The sequence below is a fragment of the Mycobacteriales bacterium genome (genome assembly GCA_036497565.1).
GTDB lineage: Bacteria > Actinomycetota > Actinomycetes > Mycobacteriales > QHCD01 > DASXJE01.
In genome coordinates, this window is record DASXJE010000177.1 from 1 (window position 1) to 23,083 (window position 23,083).

19 protein-coding genes are annotated in these 23,083 nt (G+C 69.7%); 6 read left to right on the plus strand and 13 right to left on the minus strand.

The genetic code is table 11. The annotated features are described in order from the left end of the window. Nucleotides 1–678, plus strand: a 678-nt coding sequence (locus tag VGH85_14845; GenBank protein ID HEY2175081.1) for a formylglycine-generating enzyme family protein, incomplete at its 5' end; no start/stop codon positions are given. Nucleotides 679–1,091: 413 nt separating this feature from the next. Then, nucleotides 1,092–5,120: a malectin domain-containing carbohydrate-binding protein gene (locus VGH85_14850; GenBank protein ID HEY2175082.1), complete on the plus strand. Its 4,029-nt coding sequence runs from the start codon at nt 1,092–1,094 to the stop codon at nt 5,118–5,120. Nucleotides 5,121–5,236: 116 nt separating this feature from the next. Here VGH85_14850 and VGH85_14855 read toward each other — a convergent pair whose 3' ends face one another. Further along, on the minus strand, nt 5,237–6,661 hold the full coding sequence (locus VGH85_14855) for a benzaldehyde dehydrogenase (protein ID HEY2175083.1): 1,425 nt from the start codon (nt 6,659–6,661) through the stop codon (nt 5,237–5,239). A gap of 143 nt (nt 6,662–6,804) precedes the next feature. Here VGH85_14855 and VGH85_14860 point away from each other — a divergent pair, with 143 nt between their 5' ends. Further along, nucleotides 6,805–7,926 (plus strand): 5-methyltetrahydropteroyltriglutamate--homocysteine S-methyltransferase, encoded by a 1,122-nt coding sequence (locus VGH85_14860; protein HEY2175084.1) that lies wholly within the window; start codon nt 6,805–6,807, stop codon nt 7,924–7,926. A 28-nt stretch (nt 7,927–7,954) separates the two neighbouring features. On the opposite strand, the gene pcaC is transcribed toward VGH85_14860, so the two are convergent. From pcaC to VGH85_14895, 7 genes are read right to left on the minus strand one after another with little or no spacing between them, the layout of a single operon-like run. Next, nucleotides 7,955–8,335 carry a 4-carboxymuconolactone decarboxylase gene (gene pcaC, locus VGH85_14865; protein ID HEY2175085.1) on the minus strand — a complete coding sequence of 127 codons (381 nt, stop codon included), beginning with the start codon at nt 8,333–8,335 and terminating at the stop codon, nt 7,955–7,957. Continuing rightward, entirely contained in the window at nt 8,332–9,108 is a 777-nt protein-coding gene (pcaD, locus tag VGH85_14870; GenBank protein ID HEY2175086.1) for a 3-oxoadipate enol-lactonase, read from the minus strand. Before pcaD ends, pcaC begins: the two co-directional genes overlap by 4 nt. After that, nucleotides 9,105–10,481 carry a 3-carboxy-cis,cis-muconate cycloisomerase gene (pcaB, locus tag VGH85_14875; protein ID HEY2175087.1) on the minus strand — a complete coding sequence of 459 codons (1,377 nt, stop codon included), beginning with the start codon at nt 10,479–10,481 and terminating at the stop codon, nt 9,105–9,107. Before pcaB ends, pcaD begins: the two co-directional genes overlap by 4 nt. Further along, a complete protein-coding gene (pcaG, locus tag VGH85_14880; GenBank protein HEY2175088.1) occupies nt 10,456–11,019 on the minus strand; it encodes a protocatechuate 3,4-dioxygenase subunit alpha in 564 nt (187 codons plus the stop codon). The genes pcaB and pcaG overlap by 26 nt, the downstream gene beginning before the upstream one ends. Continuing rightward, nucleotides 11,016–11,702, minus strand: a complete 687-nt coding sequence (gene pcaH, locus VGH85_14885; protein ID HEY2175089.1) for a protocatechuate 3,4-dioxygenase subunit beta — start codon at nt 11,700–11,702, stop codon at nt 11,016–11,018. The genes pcaG and pcaH overlap by 4 nt, the downstream gene beginning before the upstream one ends. 19 nt (nt 11,703–11,721) lie before the next feature. After that, the gene (locus VGH85_14890; protein ID HEY2175090.1) at nt 11,722–12,915 is read right to left on the minus strand and encodes a 4-hydroxybenzoate 3-monooxygenase; all 1,194 of its coding nucleotides are present in this window, start codon (nt 12,913–12,915) and stop codon (nt 11,722–11,724) included. A 17-nt stretch (nt 12,916–12,932) separates the two neighbouring features. Further along, nucleotides 12,933–14,387: an MFS transporter gene (locus VGH85_14895; GenBank protein HEY2175091.1), complete on the minus strand. Its 1,455-nt coding sequence runs from the start codon at nt 14,385–14,387 to the stop codon at nt 12,933–12,935. A 125-nt stretch (nt 14,388–14,512) separates the two neighbouring features. Between VGH85_14895 and VGH85_14900 the strand changes: the two genes are divergently transcribed. Together VGH85_14900 and VGH85_14905 are read left to right on the plus strand one after the other, a co-directional pair. Beyond that, nucleotides 14,513–15,265: an IclR family transcriptional regulator gene (locus VGH85_14900; GenBank protein HEY2175092.1), complete on the plus strand. Its 753-nt coding sequence runs from the start codon at nt 14,513–14,515 to the stop codon at nt 15,263–15,265. A 137-nt stretch (nt 15,266–15,402) separates the two neighbouring features. After that, nucleotides 15,403–17,688 (plus strand): family 43 glycosylhydrolase, encoded by a 2,286-nt coding sequence (locus tag VGH85_14905; protein ID HEY2175093.1) that lies wholly within the window; start codon nt 15,403–15,405, stop codon nt 17,686–17,688. A 49-nt stretch (nt 17,689–17,737) separates the two neighbouring features. On the opposite strand, the gene VGH85_14910 is transcribed toward VGH85_14905, so the two are convergent. The 5 genes from VGH85_14910 to VGH85_14930 all read right to left on the minus strand — a co-directional run bounded on the left by VGH85_14910 (nt 17,738) and on the right by VGH85_14930 (nt 22,017). Then, on the minus strand, nt 17,738–18,001 hold the full coding sequence (locus VGH85_14910; GenBank protein HEY2175094.1) for a hypothetical protein: 264 nt from the start codon (nt 17,999–18,001) through the stop codon (nt 17,738–17,740). Between the two features lie 158 nt (nt 18,002–18,159). Beyond that, nucleotides 18,160–19,017, minus strand: coding sequence for a PIG-L family deacetylase (locus VGH85_14915; protein HEY2175095.1), 858 nt, complete (start codon nt 19,015–19,017; stop codon nt 18,160–18,162). Beyond that, on the minus strand, nt 19,014–20,177 hold the full coding sequence (locus tag VGH85_14920) for a glycosyltransferase family 4 protein (protein HEY2175096.1): 1,164 nt from the start codon (nt 20,175–20,177) through the stop codon (nt 19,014–19,016). The genes VGH85_14915 and VGH85_14920 overlap by 4 nt, the downstream gene beginning before the upstream one ends. 144 nt (nt 20,178–20,321) lie before the next feature. Next, on the minus strand, nt 20,322–20,666 hold the full coding sequence (locus VGH85_14925; GenBank protein HEY2175097.1) for a hypothetical protein: 345 nt from the start codon (nt 20,664–20,666) through the stop codon (nt 20,322–20,324). 736 nt (nt 20,667–21,402) lie between these two features. Beyond that, nucleotides 21,403–22,017 carry a hypothetical protein gene (locus tag VGH85_14930; GenBank protein HEY2175098.1) on the minus strand — a complete coding sequence of 205 codons (615 nt, stop codon included), beginning with the start codon at nt 22,015–22,017 and terminating at the stop codon, nt 21,403–21,405. Between the two features lie 151 nt (nt 22,018–22,168). On the opposite strand from VGH85_14930, the gene VGH85_14935 reads away from it, so the two are divergent. Continuing rightward, entirely contained in the window at nt 22,169–22,951 is a 783-nt protein-coding gene (locus VGH85_14935) for a glycoside hydrolase family 16 protein (GenBank protein HEY2175099.1), read from the plus strand. Nucleotides 22,952–23,083 lie beyond the last annotated feature (132 nt).

Below are 23,083 nucleotides of genomic sequence, written 5' to 3' on the forward strand. Positions count from 1 at the left end.
GACGCCGAGCGGTTCGGCTGGTCCTTCGTCTTCCACGCGCTGGTCACCCCGCAGGCCCGATCGGCGCTCCAGGACGGGGTCGTGCGTGATGCGCCGTGGTGGCTCCCGGTCGGGGGAGCGACCTGGAGATCTCCGGACGGCCCGGGCTCGGGGATCGGCGAGCGGCCGCAGCATCCGGTCGTGCACGTGTCCTGGAACGACGCGTCCGCCTACGCCGCCTGGGCGGGTAAGCGGCTGCCGACGGAGGCGGAGTGGGAGTGCGCCGCCCGCGGCGGTCTGGAGCAGCAACCCTTTCCGTGGGGGAGCGAGCTCACCCCGCGCGGCGCGCACCGGTGCAACATCTGGCAGGGCGACTTCCCCCGCGCCAACACCGTCGAGGACGGCTACCTCGGCACGGCGCCGGTCAAGTCCTTCCGCCCCAACGGATTCGGGTTGTACAACACGTCGGGGAACGTGTGGGAATGGTGCGCCGACCACTGGAGCAGCACCTGGCACGCCGAAGAGCGGACACCGACCCGGGTCGACCCGCAGGGCCCACCGGACGGGACGGCGCGGGTGATCCGCGGCGGCTCCTACCTGTGCCACGCGTCGTACTGCAACCGCTACCGGGTGGCCGCTCGCACGTCCAACACTCCCGACAGCACCACCGGCCACATGGGCTTCCGCTGCGCCGTCTAATTACCGTCTGACCGCTCCACACATTCCATGATCGTGATCGGAAAAAGCCGCGAAACGCCGACCGAATCCGATCACGATCATGGGTGGGTTGAGCTGCGAGTCGTGGTCAGGGTGCACTACGTGCAGTGATGGTTTGCGTGCGCTTTGTGATCTTTTTGTCTGGCGTACAAGGGCGGGCTTCCTCTGTAACACTCGACACCGCACGGCAACAATGGGGGCACCGCTCTGGCACTGGGTGTGTTTCCGACCGCCCAGTAATGCAGAGACGGAGGCAACCGATGTCGGTGACGTCGTGCGTTGAATAGCGCCGTCGACCAGCGCAGGGTCGACAGACTTCATCACCTGACAGTGGTTTCCGCGCGGACCCCGGCCGTCGCACGTTCCAGCAGTCAGCTACACCGCGGGAGACTCACATGATCAGGGCGCGCACCGCTGTCGTCGCCGTACTCGCGCTCATCGCGTCGGCGTTCGCGTTTCTTCCCGCAAGTGTCGCGCAGGCCGTGCAGGCCCCGCAGACGTCGGTGGTGAACGCCGTCCCACAGACGAATACGCCGGACGTCAATGACGGAACCGTCTTCTCGATCGGCCAGGTCGGAAGCCAGGTCTTCCTGGGCGGCGACTTCACGTCGGTGAGCCCGCACGGTCAGCCAGGCACGACGATCACGCGGAACAACGTCCTGGCCTTCAACCCGTCGACCGGCGTGGTCGACACCGGGTTCGTGCCGGCAGTGAACGGCGAGGTCGACACCATCATCCCCGGCCCCGTCGCGGGCCAGGTCTACATCGGCGGGTCGTTCACGACCGTCAACGGCGTCGCCATGCGCGTCGCTCTGCTCGACACCACCAACGGCCATGTCATCTCGACCTGGAAGCCGGCCAGCATCAACAGCGCCGTGACGAAACTGGTGCTGTCGAGGGGCACGCTCTTCGTGGGGGGCAACTTCACGGTGGCCGGCGGCGCGAGCCACCACGGGCTCGTCTCGCTCGATCCGAACACCGGCAAGACCACCAACTACGTCAACGTGTCCTTCACCGGGCACCACAACTTCGGTGTCAACTGCACCGGCACGGGCTGTGCCAACGGTGCGGTCGGCGTCAAGGCCTTCGACATCGACCCCTCCGGCGCAAACCTGGTCGCCGTCGGGAACTTCACGAGCGTCGGCCCCGAGGGGGGCGCGGGAAGCGCACGTGACCAGGTGGCGCGCCTTGATCTCGGCGCATCGTCGGCCAGTCTCAACGCCGCCTGGGGCACCGCGGCCTATACCGCGGCGTGCTTCACCAACGCGTTCGACGGCTACGTCCGCGACGTGCAGTTCTCGCCGGACGGGAGCTACTTCGTGGTCGCCGCGACCGGCGGCAGCGGTACCAACAGCGACGGCAGCAACTCCTCCTGCGACACCGCCAACCGGTTCGAGACCAACGACACCGGCGCAAACGTGCGGCCGACCTGGGCCGATTACACGGGCCAGGACAGCTTCTGGACCGTCGCGATCACCAACTCTGCCGTCTACCTCGGCGGTCACCAGCGTTGGGTCAACAACTCGAAGGGCTTCGACTTCGCCGGCCCCGGCGCGGTCCCGCGTCCGGGAATCGTGGCGCTCAGCACGGTCGGCGGCCTGCCGCTCGCCTGGAACCCAGGTCGCAACCCGCGCGGCGGCGGTGCCCGTGCCCTGCTCGCCACGTCGACCGGACTGTGGGTCGGGAGCGACACCAACTACATCGGCAACCGCCAGTACCAGCACAAGAAGGTCGCCTTCTTCCCGCTGGCCGGCGGCCACACGCTGGCGCCCAACACGACCCCGGCCCTGCCCGGCCGGGTCTATACCGCAGGCGCATTCGCTAGTCCCGGCAGCTCGAACGTGCTCTACCGCGTCGATACCGGTGGCCCGACGATCGGGGCGACCGACAACGGCCCGGATTGGCAGGCTGACCAGAACGACCCGTCGCCGCTGCACAACAACGGCACCAACACGGCCTCGTGGGACCCGGTACCGAATGTCGACAGCACGGTGCCGTCCTCGACGCCGCGGGGGATCTTCGACAGCGAGCGTTGGGATCCGGGTAGCCAGGGCGATGGACAGGAGATGCACTGGTCCTTCCCGGTTCCCGCCGGCGACCAGGTGGACCTCCGGCTGTTCTTCGCCAACCGCTGCGGCTGCACCAGTGGGGTCGGCCAACGGGTGATGAACGTGTCCGTCGACGGACAGGCATTCCTCAACAACTTCGACATCGTCCAGAGCGTGGGGGACCAGACCGGCACCATGCGCCACGAGACCGTGACCAGTGACGGTCAGATCGACATCGACTTCAGCCACGCCACGGAGAACCCGCTCATCAACGGGATCGAGATCGTCAAGCAATCGGGTCCGACGAGCTTCCCGGCGCCCATCTACCGGCTCAATGCCGGCGGCCCGCAGATCAATGCCACCGACAGCAGCCCCGCCAACTGGCTGGCAGACTCGAGTGACACGGTCGGCACCGGCGGCCCGTTCCGTAGCGGCGGCAACGTCGCGGGCTGGGCCGACCCGTGGGACGGCACGCGAGGCGGCACGCTCCCCGCGTCCGCACCGTCGGGTCTGTTCTCCACCGAACGCTGGGCTCCGCACAGCTACCACTTCCCCGCCGATCCGGGGACGCCACTGACGGTCAAGCTGTTCTTCGCGAACAACTGCGACTGCACCCAGTCGGCGGGTCAGCGGATCTTCAACGTCGGGATCGACGGGCAGTCGGTGCTGTCCAACTACGACATCGTCGGCGACGTGGGCAACAAGACCGGCGTGATGAAGTCCTACGACATCACCGCCCCGGCCAGCGGACAGGTCACGGTCGACCTCACCAACGGAAGCGCCGATAACGCCGTCGTCAACGGCCTGCAGGTCGATCAGACCGGGCCCGCGCCGACGCACCCGGCGGGCGACGTCGACCGGTTCAGCTACCGCCACTTCGACGGGACGAACGCCGGCGCGCCCACCGCGCTGTCGACGGGGATCCCGTGGGGATCGATCCGCGGTGCCTTCACGGTCAACGGCGAACTGGTCTACGGCAAGGGGGACGGATTCCTCTACGAGCGGACGTTCAACGGCTCGACGGTCGGCTCCGAGGTCAAGCTCGATCCCTACCACGACCCGTTCTGGGACAACGTCGACACGGGGTCCGGCCAGACCTACACGGGACAGATGTCCAATTTCTCGTCCGAGATCCCGTCGGTGACGTCGATGTTCTACACGAAGGGGCGGCTCTACTACACGCTCACCGGCAAGTCCGGCATGTTCTGGCGCTGGTTCGAGCCGGACTCGGGCACCGTGAGCTCCGACGAGTTCCAGACCACTGACAGCCAGGACTGGTCGCACGTCGCGGGCGCGTTCCTGTCGGGCAACACGCTGTACTTCGCCGACAAGGGGACCGGTCAGCTCTCGTCCGTCGGCTGGAACGGCACTGCGGCGGCAGGTACCCCGAACGTGGTCAGCACCGACACGACGTGGGCGAGCCGAGGCCTCTTCATGCTCGACGACGCGACCCAGCCCAACAAGCCGCCGGTCGCCGACTTCACCGCCACCTGCTCCACGACCAACACGTCCTGCACGATCGACGGATCGGCCTCGAAGGATCCGGACGGTGCGATCACGGACTTCGCGTGGAACTTCGGTGACGGATCCACGACCGACCATCACCCGGACTCGACCGTCTTCTCCCATGATTTCGGTTCGGCGGGCAGCTACAACGTGAGCCTCACGGTCACCGACAACGACGGCTCCACGGCTGTCGTGACCAAGCGCGTGACGGCCGGCAAGACCGTCGGCACACCCACGTTCAAGGGTGCGACGTCGACCTGTAGCAACGGGGTCGCCGCCTGTGGCAAGAGCACCCGGACCAACGCCGGAATACCGGCCGGGACGGCCGCCGGGGATGCGCTGCTGATGTTCGTCTCCTGGCCGAACACGGCTACCTCCGCGTCGGTGCCGGCAGACTGGCACCTGCTCGGCAAGGACGTCAGCAGCCCGCTCGAGTCGGACGTCTACTACAAGGCGGCGACGTCAGGCGACGTAGGGAGCACCGTGCCCGTGGACTTCGGCGCGGCGATCAAGAATTCCGTGACGGTCGCCGACTATTCCGGCGCCGACGCGGCGACGATCGAGAGCTCCGCCAAGTCGGTCGACTCCAACACGGCGTCACACACGACGCCGAGCTCAGCAGTGACCGTGAACGGCAGTCTGGCCGTCTCGTACTGGACGGACAAGTCCGCGACGACGACGACGTGGACCGCGCCGGCCGGTGTCGCTGCCGACTCGACGTTCTTCGACACCGGAACCAGCTTCGTCACCTCGTTGCTCGGCCACTCCTCGTCGCTGGTCAACACCGGCACGTACGGCGGGAAGACGGCGACGACGAATGCCCCGAGCGGCAAGGGTGCTTCCTGGACGATCATCCTGGGACCCGCGTAAGCAGCCCGGTGAGCCGCCGACCAAAACGCACTAGGAGTGCGTTTTGGTCGGCGACACGCCGTACCGAGTGACCAAAACGCACTAGGAGTGCGTTTTGGGCAGGGCGGCGGGAGTGGTTAGAACGGGTACTCCGGAAGTGAGCCGCGCATCGTCACCCACTGGGTGTCGGTGAACGCCTCGAGGTTGGCCTGGGTCCCGCCGAGCCTTGCTCCGGTGCCGGAGTCGTTGATGCCGCCGAACGGGATGGTCGCCTCATCGTTGACGGTCTGGTCGTTGATGTGGACGATCCCGGACGGGATGCGGTCGGCGATCGCCAGGCCCCGCATCGCATCCCTCGTCAGGATCCCCAGCGACAGCCCGTACGCCGACCCGGCCGCCAGACCGACGACCTCGTCGACCGACCGGAACGGCACGACCGGCGCCACCGGGCCGAAGATCTCCTCGGTGTAGGCGGGCGCGGTGACGGGCACGTCGGCGAGCACGGTCGGCCGGTAGAAGAGCCGGTCGAAGGTCCCGCCGGCGGCCAGCCGGGCCCCGGCCTCGACGCTCGCCGTGACGATCTGGTGGATCTTGTCCCGCTGTCCCTCGTCGATCACCGGGCCGAGAGCGACCTCGCCGGCGCTCGGGTCGCCGACCGGCAGCCGGTCCGCGCGCTTCGCCAGCCCGGCGGCGTAGTCGTCGGCGATGTCGGCATGCACCAGGTGGCGGCTGGTCGCCATACACACCTGGCCCTGGTGCCCGAACGACCCGAACGCGCCGACCGAGGTGGCCGCCTCGACGTCGACGTCGTCGAGCACCACCAGCGCGGAGTTGCCGCCGAGTTCGAGATGCACCCGCTTGAGGTGCCGGGCCGCCAGCGCGGCCACGTCGCGCCCGGCGCGGGTGGAGCCGGTGAACGCGATCACCCGCACCCGTGGGTCGACGATGAGCGCCTCGCCGACATCGACCCCGCCCGGGAGCACCGAGAGCAGACCGGCGGGCAGTCCCGCCTCCTCGAAGAGCCGGGCGAGCAGCACGCCGCCGCTGACCGCGGTGCGCGGATCCGGCTTGAGGACGACGGCGTTGCCCAGCGCCAGGGCCGGGGCGACCGCGCGGATGGACAGGATGGTGGGCACGTTGAACGGCGCGATCACCCCGACCACGCCCACCGGCAGCCGGCGGGCCATCGACAGGCGCGGCAGCGCCGAGCGCAGCAGTTCGCCGTACGGTGCGGAGGCCAGCGCCGCCGCCTCGTAGCATTCCTCGGCCGACGTCATGATCTGGAAGCCGGCGAACGGGGCGATCGCCCCGGTCTCCCGGGTCAGCCAGTCGGTGATCTCCGGCGCGTGCTGGTGCCAGAGGTCACCGGCCCGGCGGAGCACGGCCGCCCGCTCGGCGTACGGCCGGCCGGCCCAGTCGACCTGCGCTTGGCGGGCCCTGGCCGCGGCCCGGCCGACGTCGTCGGGGGTCGCCCGGCCCATGACGCCCAACTCCTCGCCGGTCGACGGGGAGACCACGGGGTACTGTGTGCCGGACCCGGCGGTCCAGCCATCGGAGTAGATCTTCCCGTGCCACGTCGATTCGTCGAGCAGTCCCACGGAGCCCTCCACCTGTTCGCGCCGGCACCGGTCCACCGGTCGAGAGTCTCTAGTTGACTCGATCCACGGCACCGCGTCCAGTGCGGAGCCCACGAAGGAGGATGTCGATGAGCGACCGCGCCACCCCGCCCTTCCGAGGCGATCATGTCGGCAGTCTGCTCCGCCCGCAGCCCCTGCTGGACGCCCGTGCCGGTCATGCCCGGGGGGAGGTGTCGAGCGACCAGCTGCGCGCGGCCGAGGACGACGCGATCCGCCGGGTGGTCGCCATGCAGCAGGAGGTGGGGCTGCGGTCGGCCACCGACGGCGAATTCCGCCGCTCCTCGTGGCACATGGACTTCATCTACGGCATCGACGGCATCAGCCGCGCCGAGGACAACCTGACCGTTCGCTTCCGCAGCGCGTCGGGATCGATCGAGTTCACCCCGGCCGCGTTGCGCATCGACGGTCGCCTCGGCATCGGCGATCCGATCTTCGGCGAGCACTTCACCTTCCTGCGCGACACCGTGGCGGACGGTGTGACGCCGAAGCTGACGATCCCCTCGCCGAGCATGGTGCATTTCCGCGGTGGCCGGGCGGCCATCGACCCGGACGTCTACCCCGACGAAGAGGGTTTCTGGTCCGATCTCAGTGCGGCGTACGCCGCCGAGGTCGAAGGTCTCTACGGGTTGGGCTGCCGGTACCTGCAGCTCGACGACACCAGCCTCGCCTACCTCAACGACCCGCAGCAGCGCGCGGAGGCGCAGAGCCGCGGCGCGGACGCCGTACATCTGCACGAGCGCTACATCCGCCAGATCAACGCGGCCATCAGCGACCGCCCGGCCGACATGGCCGTCACCACCCACATGTGCCGGGGCAACTTCCGGTCGTCGTGGGCCGCCGAGGGCGGCTACGACTTCGTCGCCGAGGCGCTGTTCTCCCAACTCGCCGTCGACGGCTTCTTCCTCGAGTACGACGACGCCCGCTCGGGCGACTTCTCACCGCTGCGGTTCGTCCCGCCGGGCAAGAACGTCGTACTCGGCCTGGTGACGACGAAGCGCGGCGAGCTCGAGAGCAAGGACGACCTCAAGCGCCGCATCGACGAGGCGAGCCGATACGTGCCCCTCGAGCAGCTGTGCCTCTCGCCGCAGTGCGGCTTCTCCTCGACCGTGGAGGGCAACCTGCTGACCTACGACGAGGAGGTCGCCAAGCTGCGCCTGATCGTCGAGACCGCGCAGGAGGTCTGGGGCTGACGTTCAAGCCGAATGGTTGGGCGAAGGGTCACGACGCGCCTTCGTCGGCCAGCACGTCCTGGGCGATGCGGAACGCCTCGTTGGCCGCGGGAACGCCGGCGTAGACGGCGGTATGCAGCAGTACCTCCGAGATCTCGTCGGCGGTCAGCCCGTTGCGCAGTGCGGCGCGCACGTGCAGGGCGATCTCGTCGCGGCAGTGCAACGCGGTGAGCGTGGCGAGGGTGATGCAGCTGCGGGTACGCCGGTCGAGGCCCGGCCTGGCCCAGACCCCGCCCCAGGCATAACGGGTGAGCATCTCCTGGAACGGCGCGGTGAACGGCGTGGTTGCGGCCACTGCACGGTCCACGTGCTCCTCGCCGAGCACCTCACGTCGGATCCGCATCCCGTCGTCATAGGGGTCGGCGCTCATCGGGCTCCTTCGTCGGAGAGATGGTCGAGCAGGAGTTCGGTGACGGTCTCGGCCTGCTCGATGTTGGCGAGATGTGCTGCGGAGGAGAGGATCTCGAGCCGGGCATCCGGGATGCGTCCGGCGATCGCCCGGCCGTGCTCGGGCGGAGTCGCGAGATCATCTGCGCCGGCGACGACGAGGGTCCGCGCGCGGATCGCCGGCAGGTCGTCGCGGAGGTCGAGCGTCCGGATCGCGTCGCAGCAGGCCGCGTAGCCGTCGTCGGGGCTGGCGACGATCATCTGCCGGACCCGGTCGACCGCCTCCGGGTGGGCGGCCGCCCACGGCGGCGTGAACCACCGGTCGACGACGGTGTCGGCGACGGAGATCGTGCCGCCGGACCGGACCGCCGCGGCGCGCTGGACCCAGGCCGCGGGGTCGAGGTGTGGCGACGTACAGCACAGCACGAGGCTCTGCACCCGGCCGGGTTCGTGGGCGGCGACCCACATGCCGGTCATTCCGCCGAGGGACAGACCACACACATGTGCCGCCTCGACGCCGAGCGTGTCGAGCAGCCGCACGAGATCGCCGCCGAGGTCGCCGATCCGGTAGGGCCCGTTGGGAACCGGCGATTTCCCGTGGCCGCGGTGGTCGTAGCGCACCACGCGGTACCGGTCGCGCAGGCGGGCCACCTGCGGGTCCCACATGTGCAGCGTCGTCCCGAGACTCGGCGAGAGAACGACAACGGGCGCGTCGCTCGGACCGTCCACGGCGAAATGGACGTCGACCACGCTCACCGGAGCGCCTCGTGCCGCGCGACGGCGCGATCGACGAAGACCGCGGCGCTGCCAAGGTAGGTCGCGGGATCCATCAGTCGGCGCAAGTCGTCCTCCTTGAGGTGGTCCCGGATCTCCGATGTCGCGAGCAGTACGTCGAGCAACTCGATGTTCTCCTCGACTGCGCGTCGGGATGCCGCAGCGACGAGGTCGTGCGCCTCGAGCCGGCCGACGGCCGGCTGCAGAGCGGTCGAGATGCGCTCGCCGAGCACCAGGCCGCCGGTCAGCCCCAGGTTGCTGCCCATCCGCGCCGCGTCGACCTGCAGATCGCTCAGGCAGTCGGCGAGCCAGGCCGCCGCCGATCCGGTGCTCACCAGCAGCGACCGCAACGGCTGCCACTCGGCGTGCCAGGCGCCGGCGGCCCGTTGGTGTTCCTGCTCCATCGACGCCAGCAGGGTCGCCACCAGTCCCGGTGCCTGCCGCGCCCCGGCCAACGCCGACACTGCGGCGACCGGGTTCCGCTTGTGCGGCATCGTGGATGATCCGCCGCGCGCCGGGTTCCCTTCGCTCACCTCGCCGATCTCGGTCTGCGCCAGGTGTACGACGTCACCGGCGACCTTCGCGATCGCACCGGACGCGACGCCGAGAGCGGTCGCGAACCGCGCGACCGGAACCCGGCTCGTGTGCCAGGCCACGACGGGTTCAGAGAGGCCAAGTTGCCGCGCGAATTCGCCGAGCACCGCGACACCGTGCGGCCCGAGGGAGGCGAGCGTCCCGGTCGCGCCACCAAGTTGGACCGGAAGCGCGGAGACCGCGGCCCACACGTCGTCGGTGGCCCGGTCGAGACCGTCCAGCCAGGTCGCCGCCGCGAGCCCGAAGGTCGTCGGCGTCGCCTGTTGCAGCAGCGTCCGGCCGGCCATCACCGTGGTCGCGTGATCGCGCGCCAGGCGGGCCGCGGCGTCGCCGGCGTTCCGGAGGTCGTTCACGATCGCTGTGCCGGCATGGCCGGCGACGATGCCGGTCGCAGTGTCCAGGACGTCCTGGCTGGTGGCGCCGAAGTGCACCCAGCCCGCGGCGTCGTCGCCGGCCGCCGCCTGGACGAGCGCAGTGAGTGCCCGGACGAGCGGGATCACCGGATTGCCCGAGTCGGCTGCCTCAGCGCTGAGGCGGGTGACGTCGTACCGGTCGGCGTGGCACGCCGTCGCGATGGCTTCGGCGTAGGCGGCGGGGAAGATGCCCACCGCAGCCTCGGCGCGGGCGAGCGCCGCCTCCGCGTCGAGCATCGCCTGCAGCCAGGCGGCATCGCTGACCAGTGCAGGCACCGGACCGCGGGCGAGAACCGCGTCGAAAAGCCCGGCCGCGGGCGGCTCAGACGGCGAAGAAGACGGTCTCATGCTCACCCTGCAGCCGGATGTCGAGGTGATAGCCGTCGCCGGTCGGCTCGGCCAGCACGGTGTGCCGCCGGCGTTCGGGCACCGAGCGGAGCACCGGGTCCACCCGGTTGGCGTCGGTCTCGTCGGCGAAATAGATGCGGGTGACGAGCCGGTTGAGCAGCCCCCGCGCGAAGACCGAGACGTCGACGTACGGTGCCTGCGGTTGCCCGTCCGTCCCCGGGACGGCACCGGGCTTGCGCGTCAGCATCGCCCAGTCGCCGCGTGGTCCGGTCGGGCAACGCCCGAAGCCGCGGAAGCTGTCGGTGGCTCGATCGTCGGGCGCATCGACCATGTGATCGAGACCGCCGTCGGCGTCGGCCTGCCACGTCTCGACCAGCCCGTCCGGCACCGGATCGCCGGCCCCGTCGAGGATCCGCCCGCGTAGCCAGATGGCGCCCGCGGTTCCTTCCGGGACGACGAACGGGCCGTCCTCCCAGCTGAGCGCGATGTGCAGGAACGGGCCGACCGTCTGTGAGGGGGTGAGGGGCAGCGCGCTCATTCGTCGTCCGCCTCGCTCTCGAACGGGGTCGCATCGCGTCCGCGGAGCACGATGTCGAAGGTGAACGCGAGCGCCCACTCCGGTTCGGTCCGGTCGAGATCGAACCGGCTGACCATGCGGGTCCGCGCGGCTTCGGGCACCGAGTTGTAGATCGGGTCCTGGGCGAAGAGCGGGTCGTCGGGGAAGTACATCTGGGTGACGAGCCGCTGGGTGAAGGCTCGTCCGAAGAGCGAGAAGTGGATGTGGGCCGGACGCCAGGCGTTGTGGTGGTTGCGCCACGGATAGGCGCCCGGCTTGATCGTGGTGAAACGGTAGCGGCCGTCGGCATCGGTCAGGGTGCGGCCCACGCCGGTGAAGTTGGGGTCGAGCGGCGCGGGCCAGTCGTCGACGACGTGCCGGTAGCGGCCGGCCGCGTTGGCCTGCCAGATCTCCACCAGAGTGTGGGGAACCGCCCGCCCGTCGCTGTCCAGCACCCGTCCCTCGACCACGATCCGCTGGCCGATCGGCTCGGCCCCGTGTGCGCGGGTGAGATCGTCGTCGTCCTTGCCCATCCGGTCGGCGCCGAGCACCGGACCGGTGAGCTCGGTGAGGCTCTCCGGCAGAGCGAGCAGTTTCTCGCCCGGAGCCCGGGCGCGGGTCGACACATAGGCCGGGTACAGGTAGTCCGGGTGTACGTCGGTCATGCTCGGGAGGTCCTTCCGGTCATCGAGTCCATGCCCACGGGGTCGGGAACGGCATGCCCACGTAGTTCTCGGCGAGGCTGGTCGCCGCTGCGGTGGACGACGTCACATAGTCGAGCTGCGACAGCTGCAGACGGCGGTCGAAGTCGTCCTGGTCGGGTGCCCGGTGCATCATCGACGTCATCCACGAGGAGAAGTGCTGGACCCGCCACACCCTACCGAGGCAGGTGCGGGTGTAGGCCCGCAGCGGCTCGTCGGTCGCACCGAGGTAGTGCCCGCCCAGGGCGTGCGCGAGAGTGCTGGCGTCGGCGATCGCCAGGTTCATGCCCTTCGCCCCTGTCGCCGGGACGATGTGGGCCGCGTCGCCGACGAGAAACAATGCGCCGTACTGCATCGGTTCGGCGACGAAGCAGCGCATCGGAGTGATGCCCTTGTCGAAGATCTCACCCTCCTCCAGGTGGAACCCCTCGTCGTCGGCGAGCCGCTTCGACAACTCCGCCCAGATGCGGTCGTCCGGCCAGTCGGCGAGGTCGGTGCCGGGCTCGACCTGCAGGTACTGCCGGGTGATCTCCGGCGTCCGCATGCTGTGCAGGGCGAAGCCGTCCTCGTGGTTGGCGTAGATCAACTCCGTCGTCGACGGGTGGGTCCTGGCCAGGATTCCCAGCCAGGCGTAGGGAAGCACCCGTTCGAATATGGCGAGCAGTCCCGCCGGGACGGCGCCCCGGCTGATTCCGTGGAAGCCGTCGCATCCGGCGATGAAGTCGCACTCGACCGTCTGTTCTTGATCCTCGTGGACGAAATTGATCCTCGGCCGGTCGCCGTCGACGTCGATCAGGGACACGTCCTCGACCTCGAAGAACAGCGGCCGACCCGACGAAACCCTCGCGGCCACCAGGTCCTTCACGACCTCCTGCTGCCCGTACACCGTGATCATCGATCCGGTGAGCGCCGTGAAGTCGATGCGGTGCGAACGGCGGCTGAACCGCAGGATCGTTCCTTCGTGCCCGAGGCCCTCCCGGCCCAAGCGTTCGCCCACACCGATCTCGTGGAGCAGGGCGACCGAGGGCGCCTCGAGGACTCCGGCGCGCACCCGGGACTCGATATAGGCCCGGCTGCGCGCCTCGATGACCACGGAGTCGATGCCCTGCAGGTGCAGCAGGTGGGCGAGGGTCAGCCCGGCGGGGCCCGCCCCGACGATGCCGACCTGCGTCCGCAAGGATTCCTCCGCCCCGCTCAGGGGGACACCGTATCGAGCGGACGGTTCCGGGTGTGCGGAACGAACTGCACGACCACGGCGGCGACGACCTGGAAGGAGCAGATCAGCAAAAGGGCGCCCAGCACCGACAGGTGCGGCAGGGCGGGTGCGAGCACCAGGATGCCCACACCGCCGCCGAGATGGCCCACGCCGTCCACGACCGCGAATCCGGTGGTGCGGATGCGGGTGGGGAAGCTCTCCGCGGACAGCGCATACGTCGGCGACACCCACAGGTTGAAGCCGAAAAAGATCAGAGCGGACCCGACGAATGCGGTCGTCAGCGTGGTCCCGCCCTCCGCGACCAGAACCGCTCCGACGATGGTGAGCACGGCTCCGATCGGCAGCCAGTACCGCCTTTCGAGCCTTTCGACCACGACGCTGGTGAAGAGACCTTGGGCGATGAAGCCGAGGGTGCCCACCGCCGTGATGACGCCGGCCTCCGACGGCTCGTAGTGCAGTCCGGTGAGGACCGCGGTGAACCCGGAAGAGAAGGCGTAGACGGTGATGTAGGCGAGGAACCAGGTCGCGAGCAGGAGCACACTTCGCCGCAGATAGCGGGGGCTGCGTAGCAGTTCGGAGTAGGGCGCCCGCTCCGGCGGAGTGGGCACCACCTCCGCCACGTCGATCGGTGCGGCCAGCGGGCCGCGGCGGGAGGCCCGCTCCTCCATCCGTCGTACGACGCCATCGGCGTCCCGGATCCGGCGCTGGCCCACCAGCCATCGGGGCGACTCGGGGAGTTCGATCCGGAGCAGGATCGCGACCAGCGCGAGCAGCGCACCGACGGCGTACATCCATCGCCATCCGCTCTCAAATCCCTTGTCCGCCAACGCGAAGGGCAGTCCGAGCGGCCACGGCGCCTTCGGTGTGGTGAGCAGCAGGCCGAGCCAGATCCCGACGAAGGCGCCGACCGCCGACATCGTGAAGATGATCGCCGTGTAGCGCCCCCGCTGGCGCCGGGGCGCGACCTCGTTGATGTAGGTGTTGACGATGGCGAGGTCGGCGCCGATCCCGATACCGGTCACGATGCGGCCCGCGACGAAGTTGGCGTAGTCCGGGGCGAGAGCGGTGTAGAGCGAACCCAGGCCGGTGATCAGCATCGTGATGAGCAACATGTTGCGGCGGCCGAGCCGATCGGCGAGCGGGCTGAGCACCAGGGTGCCGATCACGTAACCGACCAGGTTGAGCACGACCGGCAGCCGCAGGTCGCCGAGGGCGGTCGCCGGCGTGCATCCGGGCCGCAGCGCCACGCAGGTCTGGATGAAGGACACGTTGATGTCGAAGATGTCGTAGAAGGTGAACAGAAACCCCAGGCCGATGATCCCGATGTAGAGGTAGGACAGCGACCAGACGTCGATGCGTTCCAGCCGCGCGATCACGCTCTGCGCGGAGAGCGGCTCGCGGGCGGTCGTCGGTTCGGTCGGGGTCTCGGACACGCGATCGGCTCCCTGGCTGGGTCGTCGGCTGTCGCAGGACTGTCGCTGCTCGCCGTCCCGGCCGGCTGCTAGCCTTCCGCTGGTCGGAACACCTTTTGGGATGCCGCATGGTGCAGGGACGCTCGGTGACCAGCAAGGTCCTGGCGATCCTCGACGCGTTCGGACCGACCCGCACCGAGCTCACCCTCTACGAGATCGCGCGGCGCGCCTCGCTACCGCCGCCGACGGCGCACCGGCTACTGGCCGAGCTGGTCGGGTGGGGAGCGATCGAACGGACCGCCGAGCGGTCCTACCGGGTGGGCCTGCGGCTGTGGGAGGTCGCCGCGCTCGCGCCCCGGGGGCTGGGCCTGCGCGATCTGGCGCTGCCGTTTCTCGAGGACCTCTACGAGGTCACCCACGAGCACGTGCAGTTGGCCGTGCTCGACAACCTCGAAGCCCTCTTCGTCGAGAAGATCTCGGGCCGCAGCGCCGTACCCATCGTGACCCGCGTCGGGGGCCGGTTGCCGCTCCACGCGACCGCGGTGGGTCAGGTGCTGCTCGCCCATGCCGACCCTTCAGTGCTCGACGACGTCCTGGCGCGCGGACTGCCACGGTTCACGGACAACACGATCACCTCCGCCCGCCGCCTCCGCCGGGTCCTCGCCGACATCAGGCTGCGCGGAGAGGCCACCTGCTGGGAGCAGCTGACCTACGGCGCCGTATCCGTGGCTGCCCCGGTCGCCGGTGACTGCGGCACTGTCGTCGCGGGGCTGTCCGTCGTCGTCCCGACCTCGGCCGAGGACGTCCGCCGGCTCGTCCCCGCGGTGCAGGCCGCCGCCCGGGGCATCTCACGCGCCGTTCGCGGCGCGGGCAGTTCCGTCGGAGTCGTCCGGCGCTGACGGATTCGGTTCCCACCATCCGCGTGGCGCAGTCCCTGTACATCGTCGGAGCATTCCGGTTACATGGATCGATTTCTTCGGGCGGCGGCGCGTGATCGATGGAGGTAACGATGTTCTCTGGGCGGATCCGGCGACCCGTGACGGTTCTGGCGGCCGCGGCAATCGTGGCCGCGCTGGTCCCCTGGGCGGCGACGGCATCCGCGGCACGCGGCTCGGGGTCGACGTACACCAATCCGGTGAGCGCCGGCTATTCGATCGACTTCCCCGATCCGTCGGTGATGAAAGGCAAGGACGGCGACTGGTACGCCTACTCCACCGGCGGACCGTACGACGAGACCGGCGCGAGCGACCCGATCAAGATGGCCCGCTCGGCCGACCTCACCCACTGGCAAAAGCTTGGCGCGGTCTTCACCGACGCCAACACACCCACCTGGTCGGTACCGTCGGCCGGCTTCTGGGCTCCTGACATCCGCTATCTCAACGGCCACTACGTGCTCTATTTCGTCTCGCCCAACACGACGACGAGTGCGGACACCTTCGACCCCGCGATCGGTGTGGCAACGGCGCCGACACCGGCCGGGCCGTGGACCGACTCGGGAAAGCCGTTGCTGGCACCGCAGAAGAACGCCAACGGCGCCGGCTACACGACCGTGATCGACCCCGCCGAGTTCACCGACACGGACGGCTCGCGCTACCTCTACTACGGCAGCTACGGCACCGGGATCCGGGTCATCCGGCTCACCGCCGACGGCATGCACACCGTGGGGGCCGCCCGGCAGGTCACCAGCACCCGGTTCGAGGGCTCCTACGTCATCCAGCGGGACGGCTGGTACTACCTGATGGCGTCCTCGGCGAACTGCTGTGCGGGCGCGACCACCGGCTACACCGTCTTCGCCGGCCGGGCACGCAGTCCGCTCGGGCCGTTCCGCGACAAGGAGGGCGTGTCGCTGCTCGGCTCCGACACCGGCGGAACGATCGTGGTCGCGCCCAACGGGAACCGTTGGGTCGGTACCGGGCACAACGCGATCGTCACCGACCTGTCCGGCCAGACGTTTCTGGCCTACCACGCCGTCGACAAGAACCGTCCCTACCTGGACGGGTCGCCCGGCTTCACCATGCGACCGATGCTGCTCGACCGGTTGGACTGGATCGACGGCTGGCCCACCGTGCGCGGCGGGGCGTGGGCGTCGGACACGCCGCAGGTCGCTCCGGTCACCCGGGGGACCGTGGACGACACCTTCACCGCGGGCACCGACCTGCACGCCGCGACGGGCTCACTCGACGTGCGTCCCGCCGATCCCGGAAGCGATGCCGGCGGCTACGGCCGGCTCGGCGGGCCCACCTCCCTTGCGGTCTCGGACGCAGCCCTGCCGGCGGATGTGCACGTCGAGGCGGACGTGCGGAGTGCTGGAGACGCGGATTCGGTCGGCGTCGTGGCGCGCTACCGCGACCCGGCGGACAACATCCGCGCGGTCCTCGACGCGGCCGGCCACACCCTCCGCATCATCTCGACGGTCCACGGCCGGTCCGTCGCCCGGGAGATCGGGCTGCCGGCCGACTTCGTCGCCTCCGCCTGGCACACCCTCGCGGTGGACGTCCGGGGTCGGCAGATCAGCGCCCAGATCAGCGACGCCCGCCTCGGTGACCCCTACGCCGCGGTCACCGCGACCGCACCAGCGATCCCAGGCGGCTCCCGGGCCGGTGTCACCGGCGTGGGCGCGGTCGATGTCGACAACGTCGCCGCCGCCGGCTTGTACCGCCCGCAGACCCGGACCGCACCGTTGCCCCGGATCGGCCGGCTCGACCCGCGCGCCTCCGACGAATTCCGGGCGGGCCTCGGTACCGGATGGTCCTGGCTGCGGCAGGACCCCGACGCGCAGGTGAGCGGCGGGCAGTTGACCTGGCCCACCGAGGACAGCGATCTCTCGGGTGCCAGTGCCGGCCAGGCCGGCGTGCTGCTCCGCGACCCGCCCGGCGGCGACTACACGGTCGAAACGAAGCTCTCGATGAACCTCGGTGTCGACACGGTCCGCAACTACCAGCAGGCCGGTCTCGTGGTGTATCTCGCCGACGACCATTTCCTGCGACTCGACCACGTCGCGGTCGACGGGACGCGGATCGTGGAGTTCGGCAAGCGGGAGACCTTCGCCGGGGTGTCGTCCTGGGGCGGCGCCGTGATCGGACCGCCGAGCGGCACCGTCTGGCTGCGGATCGCGCACCGCACCGATCCGGCGACGGGCGAGGGTCTCTACCGGGCCGGCTCCAGCCGGGACGGCCGGCACTGGATCTGGGGTGCGGTATGGACGCTGCCGGCCGGGAGCCAGCCCCGGATCGGCCTGGTCTCGCAGGGGTCGAGCCCCGCGACCGACCAGGCCGTCGGAAAGGCGATCGCCCGGTTCGATTACTTCCGGGTCTACCGGTGACAGGGACGGCGCGCGGAGAAATGTCCGCGTTCGCCGATTGGTGCGGCCGCTAGTCCGGCTCGCTGCGGCGCCGACGCCGGAACACCCCGACGTCGACGATCGCGATGACCGAGAGCACCACCAGGATGGTCGACAACGCGGCCGGCGTGATGGTGTTCGTGACGACGACGGCGCAGCCCGTGCTGAGCAGCAGCGCGAGGGCGGCGAGTAGGTGCCGAAGGGTCAGCAGGCTGGCACCGCGGGGGCCGCCACGCTGTTCATCGCGGTCGGCGACCTCGTGCGTGGCGGGCCCGCCCGGTCGGGGGTCAGGCATCGGACTCCTCGATCAAGGGGCGCGAAATCGGCCCGGTGGAGATAGGTGTGGTCGAGACCGCACATACCCCCGATTGCGGCGCGCCACCCCCCGAGGTCGGGAGTTGTCGTCGTCCGACCACGCACGGTGCCGGTCGAGCGGCCTGCCGTCGCGCTCGGCTACGACCTGCGTCCGTTTGCTCCCGGCCGGTGACCGTCCGGGCGGGTGAGACCGGCGAGGACGTCGTCGAGCGGCGGGCGGCTCGGGGTCCGGCCGTGCTCGACGAACCACTCGTGGCCGAAGACGGCCCGGAACACGGGGCGGGGGAGACGCAGGAAGACCCGCAAGGTGCGGGCGTCGGTGCCGCCGGAGAGCTGGGTGGCGTGGGCGGCCATCGCGGCCCGCTTCTGCGCGGCGTATCGGCGGACGTCGACCCGGTGGGTGAGGGCGCTGCGCGGTGTGTAGGCGGTCGCGAACCGGTCGGCGTCGAAGTCGGCCGGCAGGGGCAGTCGGCGGGTCAGCCGCAGCGCCCGCTGCAGTAGGTCGCGGTCGACGGTGGCCTCCAGCACCATAGGCGTCCCGGCGAGCTGGGCAGCCCTCGCGCCGACGTGATGGACCTGGACGTGATCGGGATGGCCGTAGCCGCCCGCGGCGTCGTAGATCGTCACGGCGTCGGCGCGCTCCTCGTCGAGCACGGCGGCCAACCGGGCGGCTGCGACGTCGACCTCGGCATGCGCGAAGGACCGGGTCGCGTCGAGCCGCCCGTCCAGGCCCGAGTCGTCATACCCGAGCATCACCACCCGCGCGCAGCCGAGCAGTCGCGCGGATCGGCGCACTTCCTCGGTCCGGATGGCGGCGAGGTCACCGGTGAGGTCAGACGACACGAGACCGGCCGCGCCGGCGGTCGCCACGACGAGGACGACACGATGACCTTCGGCGGCGAGCCGCGCCAGGGTCCCTGCGGTCAGCAGGGCCTCGTCGTCGGGATGCGCATGGAACGAGACGATCGTGCGTACGCCGGTCCGAACCGAGCTCACCCGGCGACACCGGTGGCCAGCGACGTGGAGGCGGTCGGCTGCGACCCCGACCGGGCCGTCGAGTAGGCGGCCTCGCTGCACGAGAGGGCGTGTTCCCAGGTGAGGGTCGGCCGGACGGCGCGGTTGTGCGCGGCGATGTTCGTCCGCAGGCCATCATCGCGGGCGAGCAGGGTGGCGGCGTCGGCCAGGTCGGCGTCGGTCGAACCCAGCAACCCTTCGCGGCCGTGCGCGATGAACTCGGCGATTCCGGTGTGGGCCTTGGCGACGACCGGGAGGCCGGCGGCCCGGGCCTCGAGCGCGGCGATGCCGAACGACTCGAGGTTGGCGGCGGCCAGGAACACGTCGGCGCGGGCGAAGAGGTCGCGGATCTGGTTGCGGCGCAGCCGGCCGGGGAGCTCGACCCAGTCGGACATGCCGTGGCGCCGCAGAGACCGTTCGACGTGCGGCCGGTCCGGGCCTTCGCCGACGATCACGGCGCGCAGCCGGACGGACGGCGGGAGTTCGTCGCGGATCCGCCGGAGCATCCGCACCAGCTGCCGGGGCCGCTTTCTCGGCGCCAGCCGCATCACGCTGACGATGACGACCTCGTCGGGGTCACGAGGTGCGGGGGCGACCTGCCAGCGCGCGGGGTCGACGGCGTTGGGCAGCACCGCGACGCCGATCTCCGGTCCGACGGTACGACGGATCGGCTCGGCCGCGGCCTCGCTGACCGCGGACCACACGACCGGCAGGTGACTCCAGTGGGTGGACGCGTTCAAGGCGCGATAGAGGGGGGTCAGATAGGCCCAGAGGGAGTGGACGGTGACCACTGTGGGAATACCGGCTTTCCCGGAAGCCGCCGCCGCCGCGACCGCGAACGGTGAGACAAGCGCGGAATGCACGTGCACCAGGTCGTAGCCGCCGTCGACAACCACCCGGCGGCCGGATGGCACCGCCCCGAGCCGCAATGGAAGCGGGACCTGGGTGGCCGCAGGCACCCGGTGGACGAGGAGTCCTCCGGTGGTCTGTCGGGCCGTTGCTACCGGACTTTCGTCGGGAGCGGTGGTGATGACCTCCACCTGATGTCCGGCCGCGCGTTGGCGGACAGCCAGATCGTGGATGTGGAGTTCGATCCCGCCGAGCCGGGGCAGGTAATAGTCACTGACGTGCGCGATCCTCACCCGATCATCAGCTCCTCGCCGCCCCGTGACCACCACGGTATCGCCATCACGGATTCGTCCGTCGCCGACCATCATGGCGAGGAGGGGAGGGGTCCGCGCGTTCTGACGGGTGTCGCGCCGCCGTGTCGCGCCGCCGACCGACTGCTAGTCGCCGATCGGGTGGGCCTCGTCGTCGGACTTGATCGCCGTCAGCATCTCCGGCAACTCCGCCAGCAGCTGCTCGGCCCCGTCGGGGGACAGTTGGAGGACGAGCTGGTGGTAGTTACCGGCCTCGCCGGCGCAGATCTCGATGAACGAGGTGCTGTACCCGCGGCCGGGATCCTGCGGATCGCCGTACGCGGCAGGGCGAACGGTCACATGCCAGCCCCAGTCGTCGTCGGCGCGGACAAGGCGTGGGACGCCGCGATGCATCTCGTACGGATCGCGGGTGGCTGGACAGTTATCGGTGTCGCACCAGTGCGGATGAGTGGTGACGGTCGACGTGGTCACTAGGTGGATTCCCCCATTTGGGTAATTCGTCAGACGACTTCACGCGCCCGGATAGCGATTGCTCTGAATTCAGTGTTACTCGCCGAACGGTGACTCATTGGCGGGTTGGGGCTATTTCCACCCCGCGGAGGGGACCGCTCGTCCCGGCTGCCTCAGTGGCCACATCCACCGCAGAATCGGCGACTCGGCGACCAGCATCGGATTCATCGCGACTCCCGTGGGCATGCTGGACATAGCCGGTACCCCCCCTATCGGTCGGGCCCCGGCCGGCTCACGCTGACCGGGGCGCCCCCCTGTTCGGGGGATCTTGCATACGGACCCTGGTGCACGGATCTTGTGCACGGGACGCGAAAGAGCCAGCGGGCACCCCCCGGCCTCGCGGATCTGTAGGACCCCGATTACCCGCTGGCCTGCGCCAGGGTAGGTCGGATGTCGGTGGCGTTCGGTGAAACCAAGCAACCGGAACCGGTGATTTCGGCCGCCACGCGGGCAGGTGCAGAGATGACACGCCCGCCCGGCGGCCGGCGGCGGGGCCGTCTGCCAGGGCAACCGCCGGACATGTTTGGAAGCGCCGCCGCAGCGGTAGTACTAGTAGCGAGCCTCAGTCCCCGTGCCGCGCTCCGGACCGGAAGGCAGAGGACCGGTCCTGCACCTGTCTCCCGCCCGGGACAGGTGCAGGGCCATTTTTAGGTAGTCCACCGGGCCGCCTCCGGGTCGGTCGTCCTGGAGATCAACGTCAGTCGACGATGAGCGAACGGACGGTTGCGGCATCAGCACTGCTGATGTCGGTCTCGAAGAACGCGCGATTGCGTGCGACCCGGTCGCTGGGCCACGTCCACCACTGCGCCTCGACGAGCACGGCAACGACGTCGGGCGCCGCGCGCATCTTCAGCACGCGCGCGGGCGTGCCGGCGAGAACGGCGTAGTCGGGATAGCTGCGGCGGGTGACCACCGAGCCGGCCGCGATCACCACCCCGGCTCCGATGTGCGCGCCTGGGAGCACCGTGACGCGGTCGCCGATCCAGGACGCAGGCCCCACGGTGACGTCGTCCGAGCCTTCGAGATCGAGAAATCCCTGCTCCCAGTGCATGCGCAGCATCATGTTCGCGAACCGGGTGTCGTGGTTCGTCGTGGTGATCAACAGATCCTGACCGATGGCGCAGTGTGCACCGATCGAGATCGTGCCGCCGCCCTTGCAGGTTGCCGGGCCGTTGATCCAGGTGTTCGCACCGATACGCGTGCGTGGACTGAGCCGGGACGTGATCGGGAGGTGGGCGGTTCGCGCGACGCGCGCTCCCCGCGCGTTGTGGTAGAGCCGGCTCAGCGGTCCGGCTGGATCATTTCGGAACATGGGCTCTGCTCTCGTGGGGATCATGTGCTGCGGGACTGAGACCGACCGATCGCTGTGGCGCCGGTCACGCGTGAGGCGTGCGAAATTATTGCGGTAAGGTACGTGCTTCGACCTCGACCATGATTAGCCGAGACCGAAGGATAGACCGTCGATGACAATTCACCGCACTGCAAGCCATCGGCTGAAAAGCACCCGCATCAGGCTGCTGGCGCTGCCGATAGTCGCCGGCACTGTGGCGGCCGGCCTGTTCATCGCGGGGGTGGGCGGCGCGTCCGGCGCCACCTCTCCGATCAGCGCGGCCACACAGGCCGGTGGGTTCACCAAGCAACAGGTGTACACGTTCCCCGGCAGCACCGTTCCGTCGCAGTGGAGCGTGTACAGCAGCTCGGGCACGAGCACATCCGACTCGCGGGTTCCCTCCTACGTCAGCGTCTCGGGCGGATACCTGCACGTGAAAGCGAGCGGCGACCAGGGAAGCGGGCTGTGCCTGTGCGCCGGGGGCGGGTTGAGCACCCCTGCCTACGGCCGCTGGGACATCTACGCCCGTGCACCGGTCGATGCCCACCACAACTTCGGCATCCTGCTGTGGCCGAACAACGGCCTACCCAAGGCGGGCCAGGAGATCGACATCGCGGAGTTCCCGGGCCCGGACAAGACTGTGTTGCAGAACACCGTCCACGACGGCCCGGGCGAGAACAAGCACTCGCACTTCACCAATGGGAACTACTCGACATTCCACAAGTACTCCGTGGTCTGGACGAAGTCGTCGCTGTCGTTCTGGGTGGACGACAAGAAGGTGTGGGACGCCGACCCGAGCTACTCACCGGTCGATCCGATGCATCTGGTGTTGCAGGGCGGCATCTACAGCCAATCGACGCCCACCTCGGGCACCAGCGAGATGGACGTGAAGTCGGTCAGGTACTTCCACAACTGACACCGAAAGACTGGGGCCCCCCGCCGACATCGCCGTCCTACGCGCTCCTATAGTGGCGGCGAGTCGCGGGGTGTGGCCCACCGACAAGCGTCGGTGACATGGATCACGGGGGAACATCGCGGCAGCCACGCG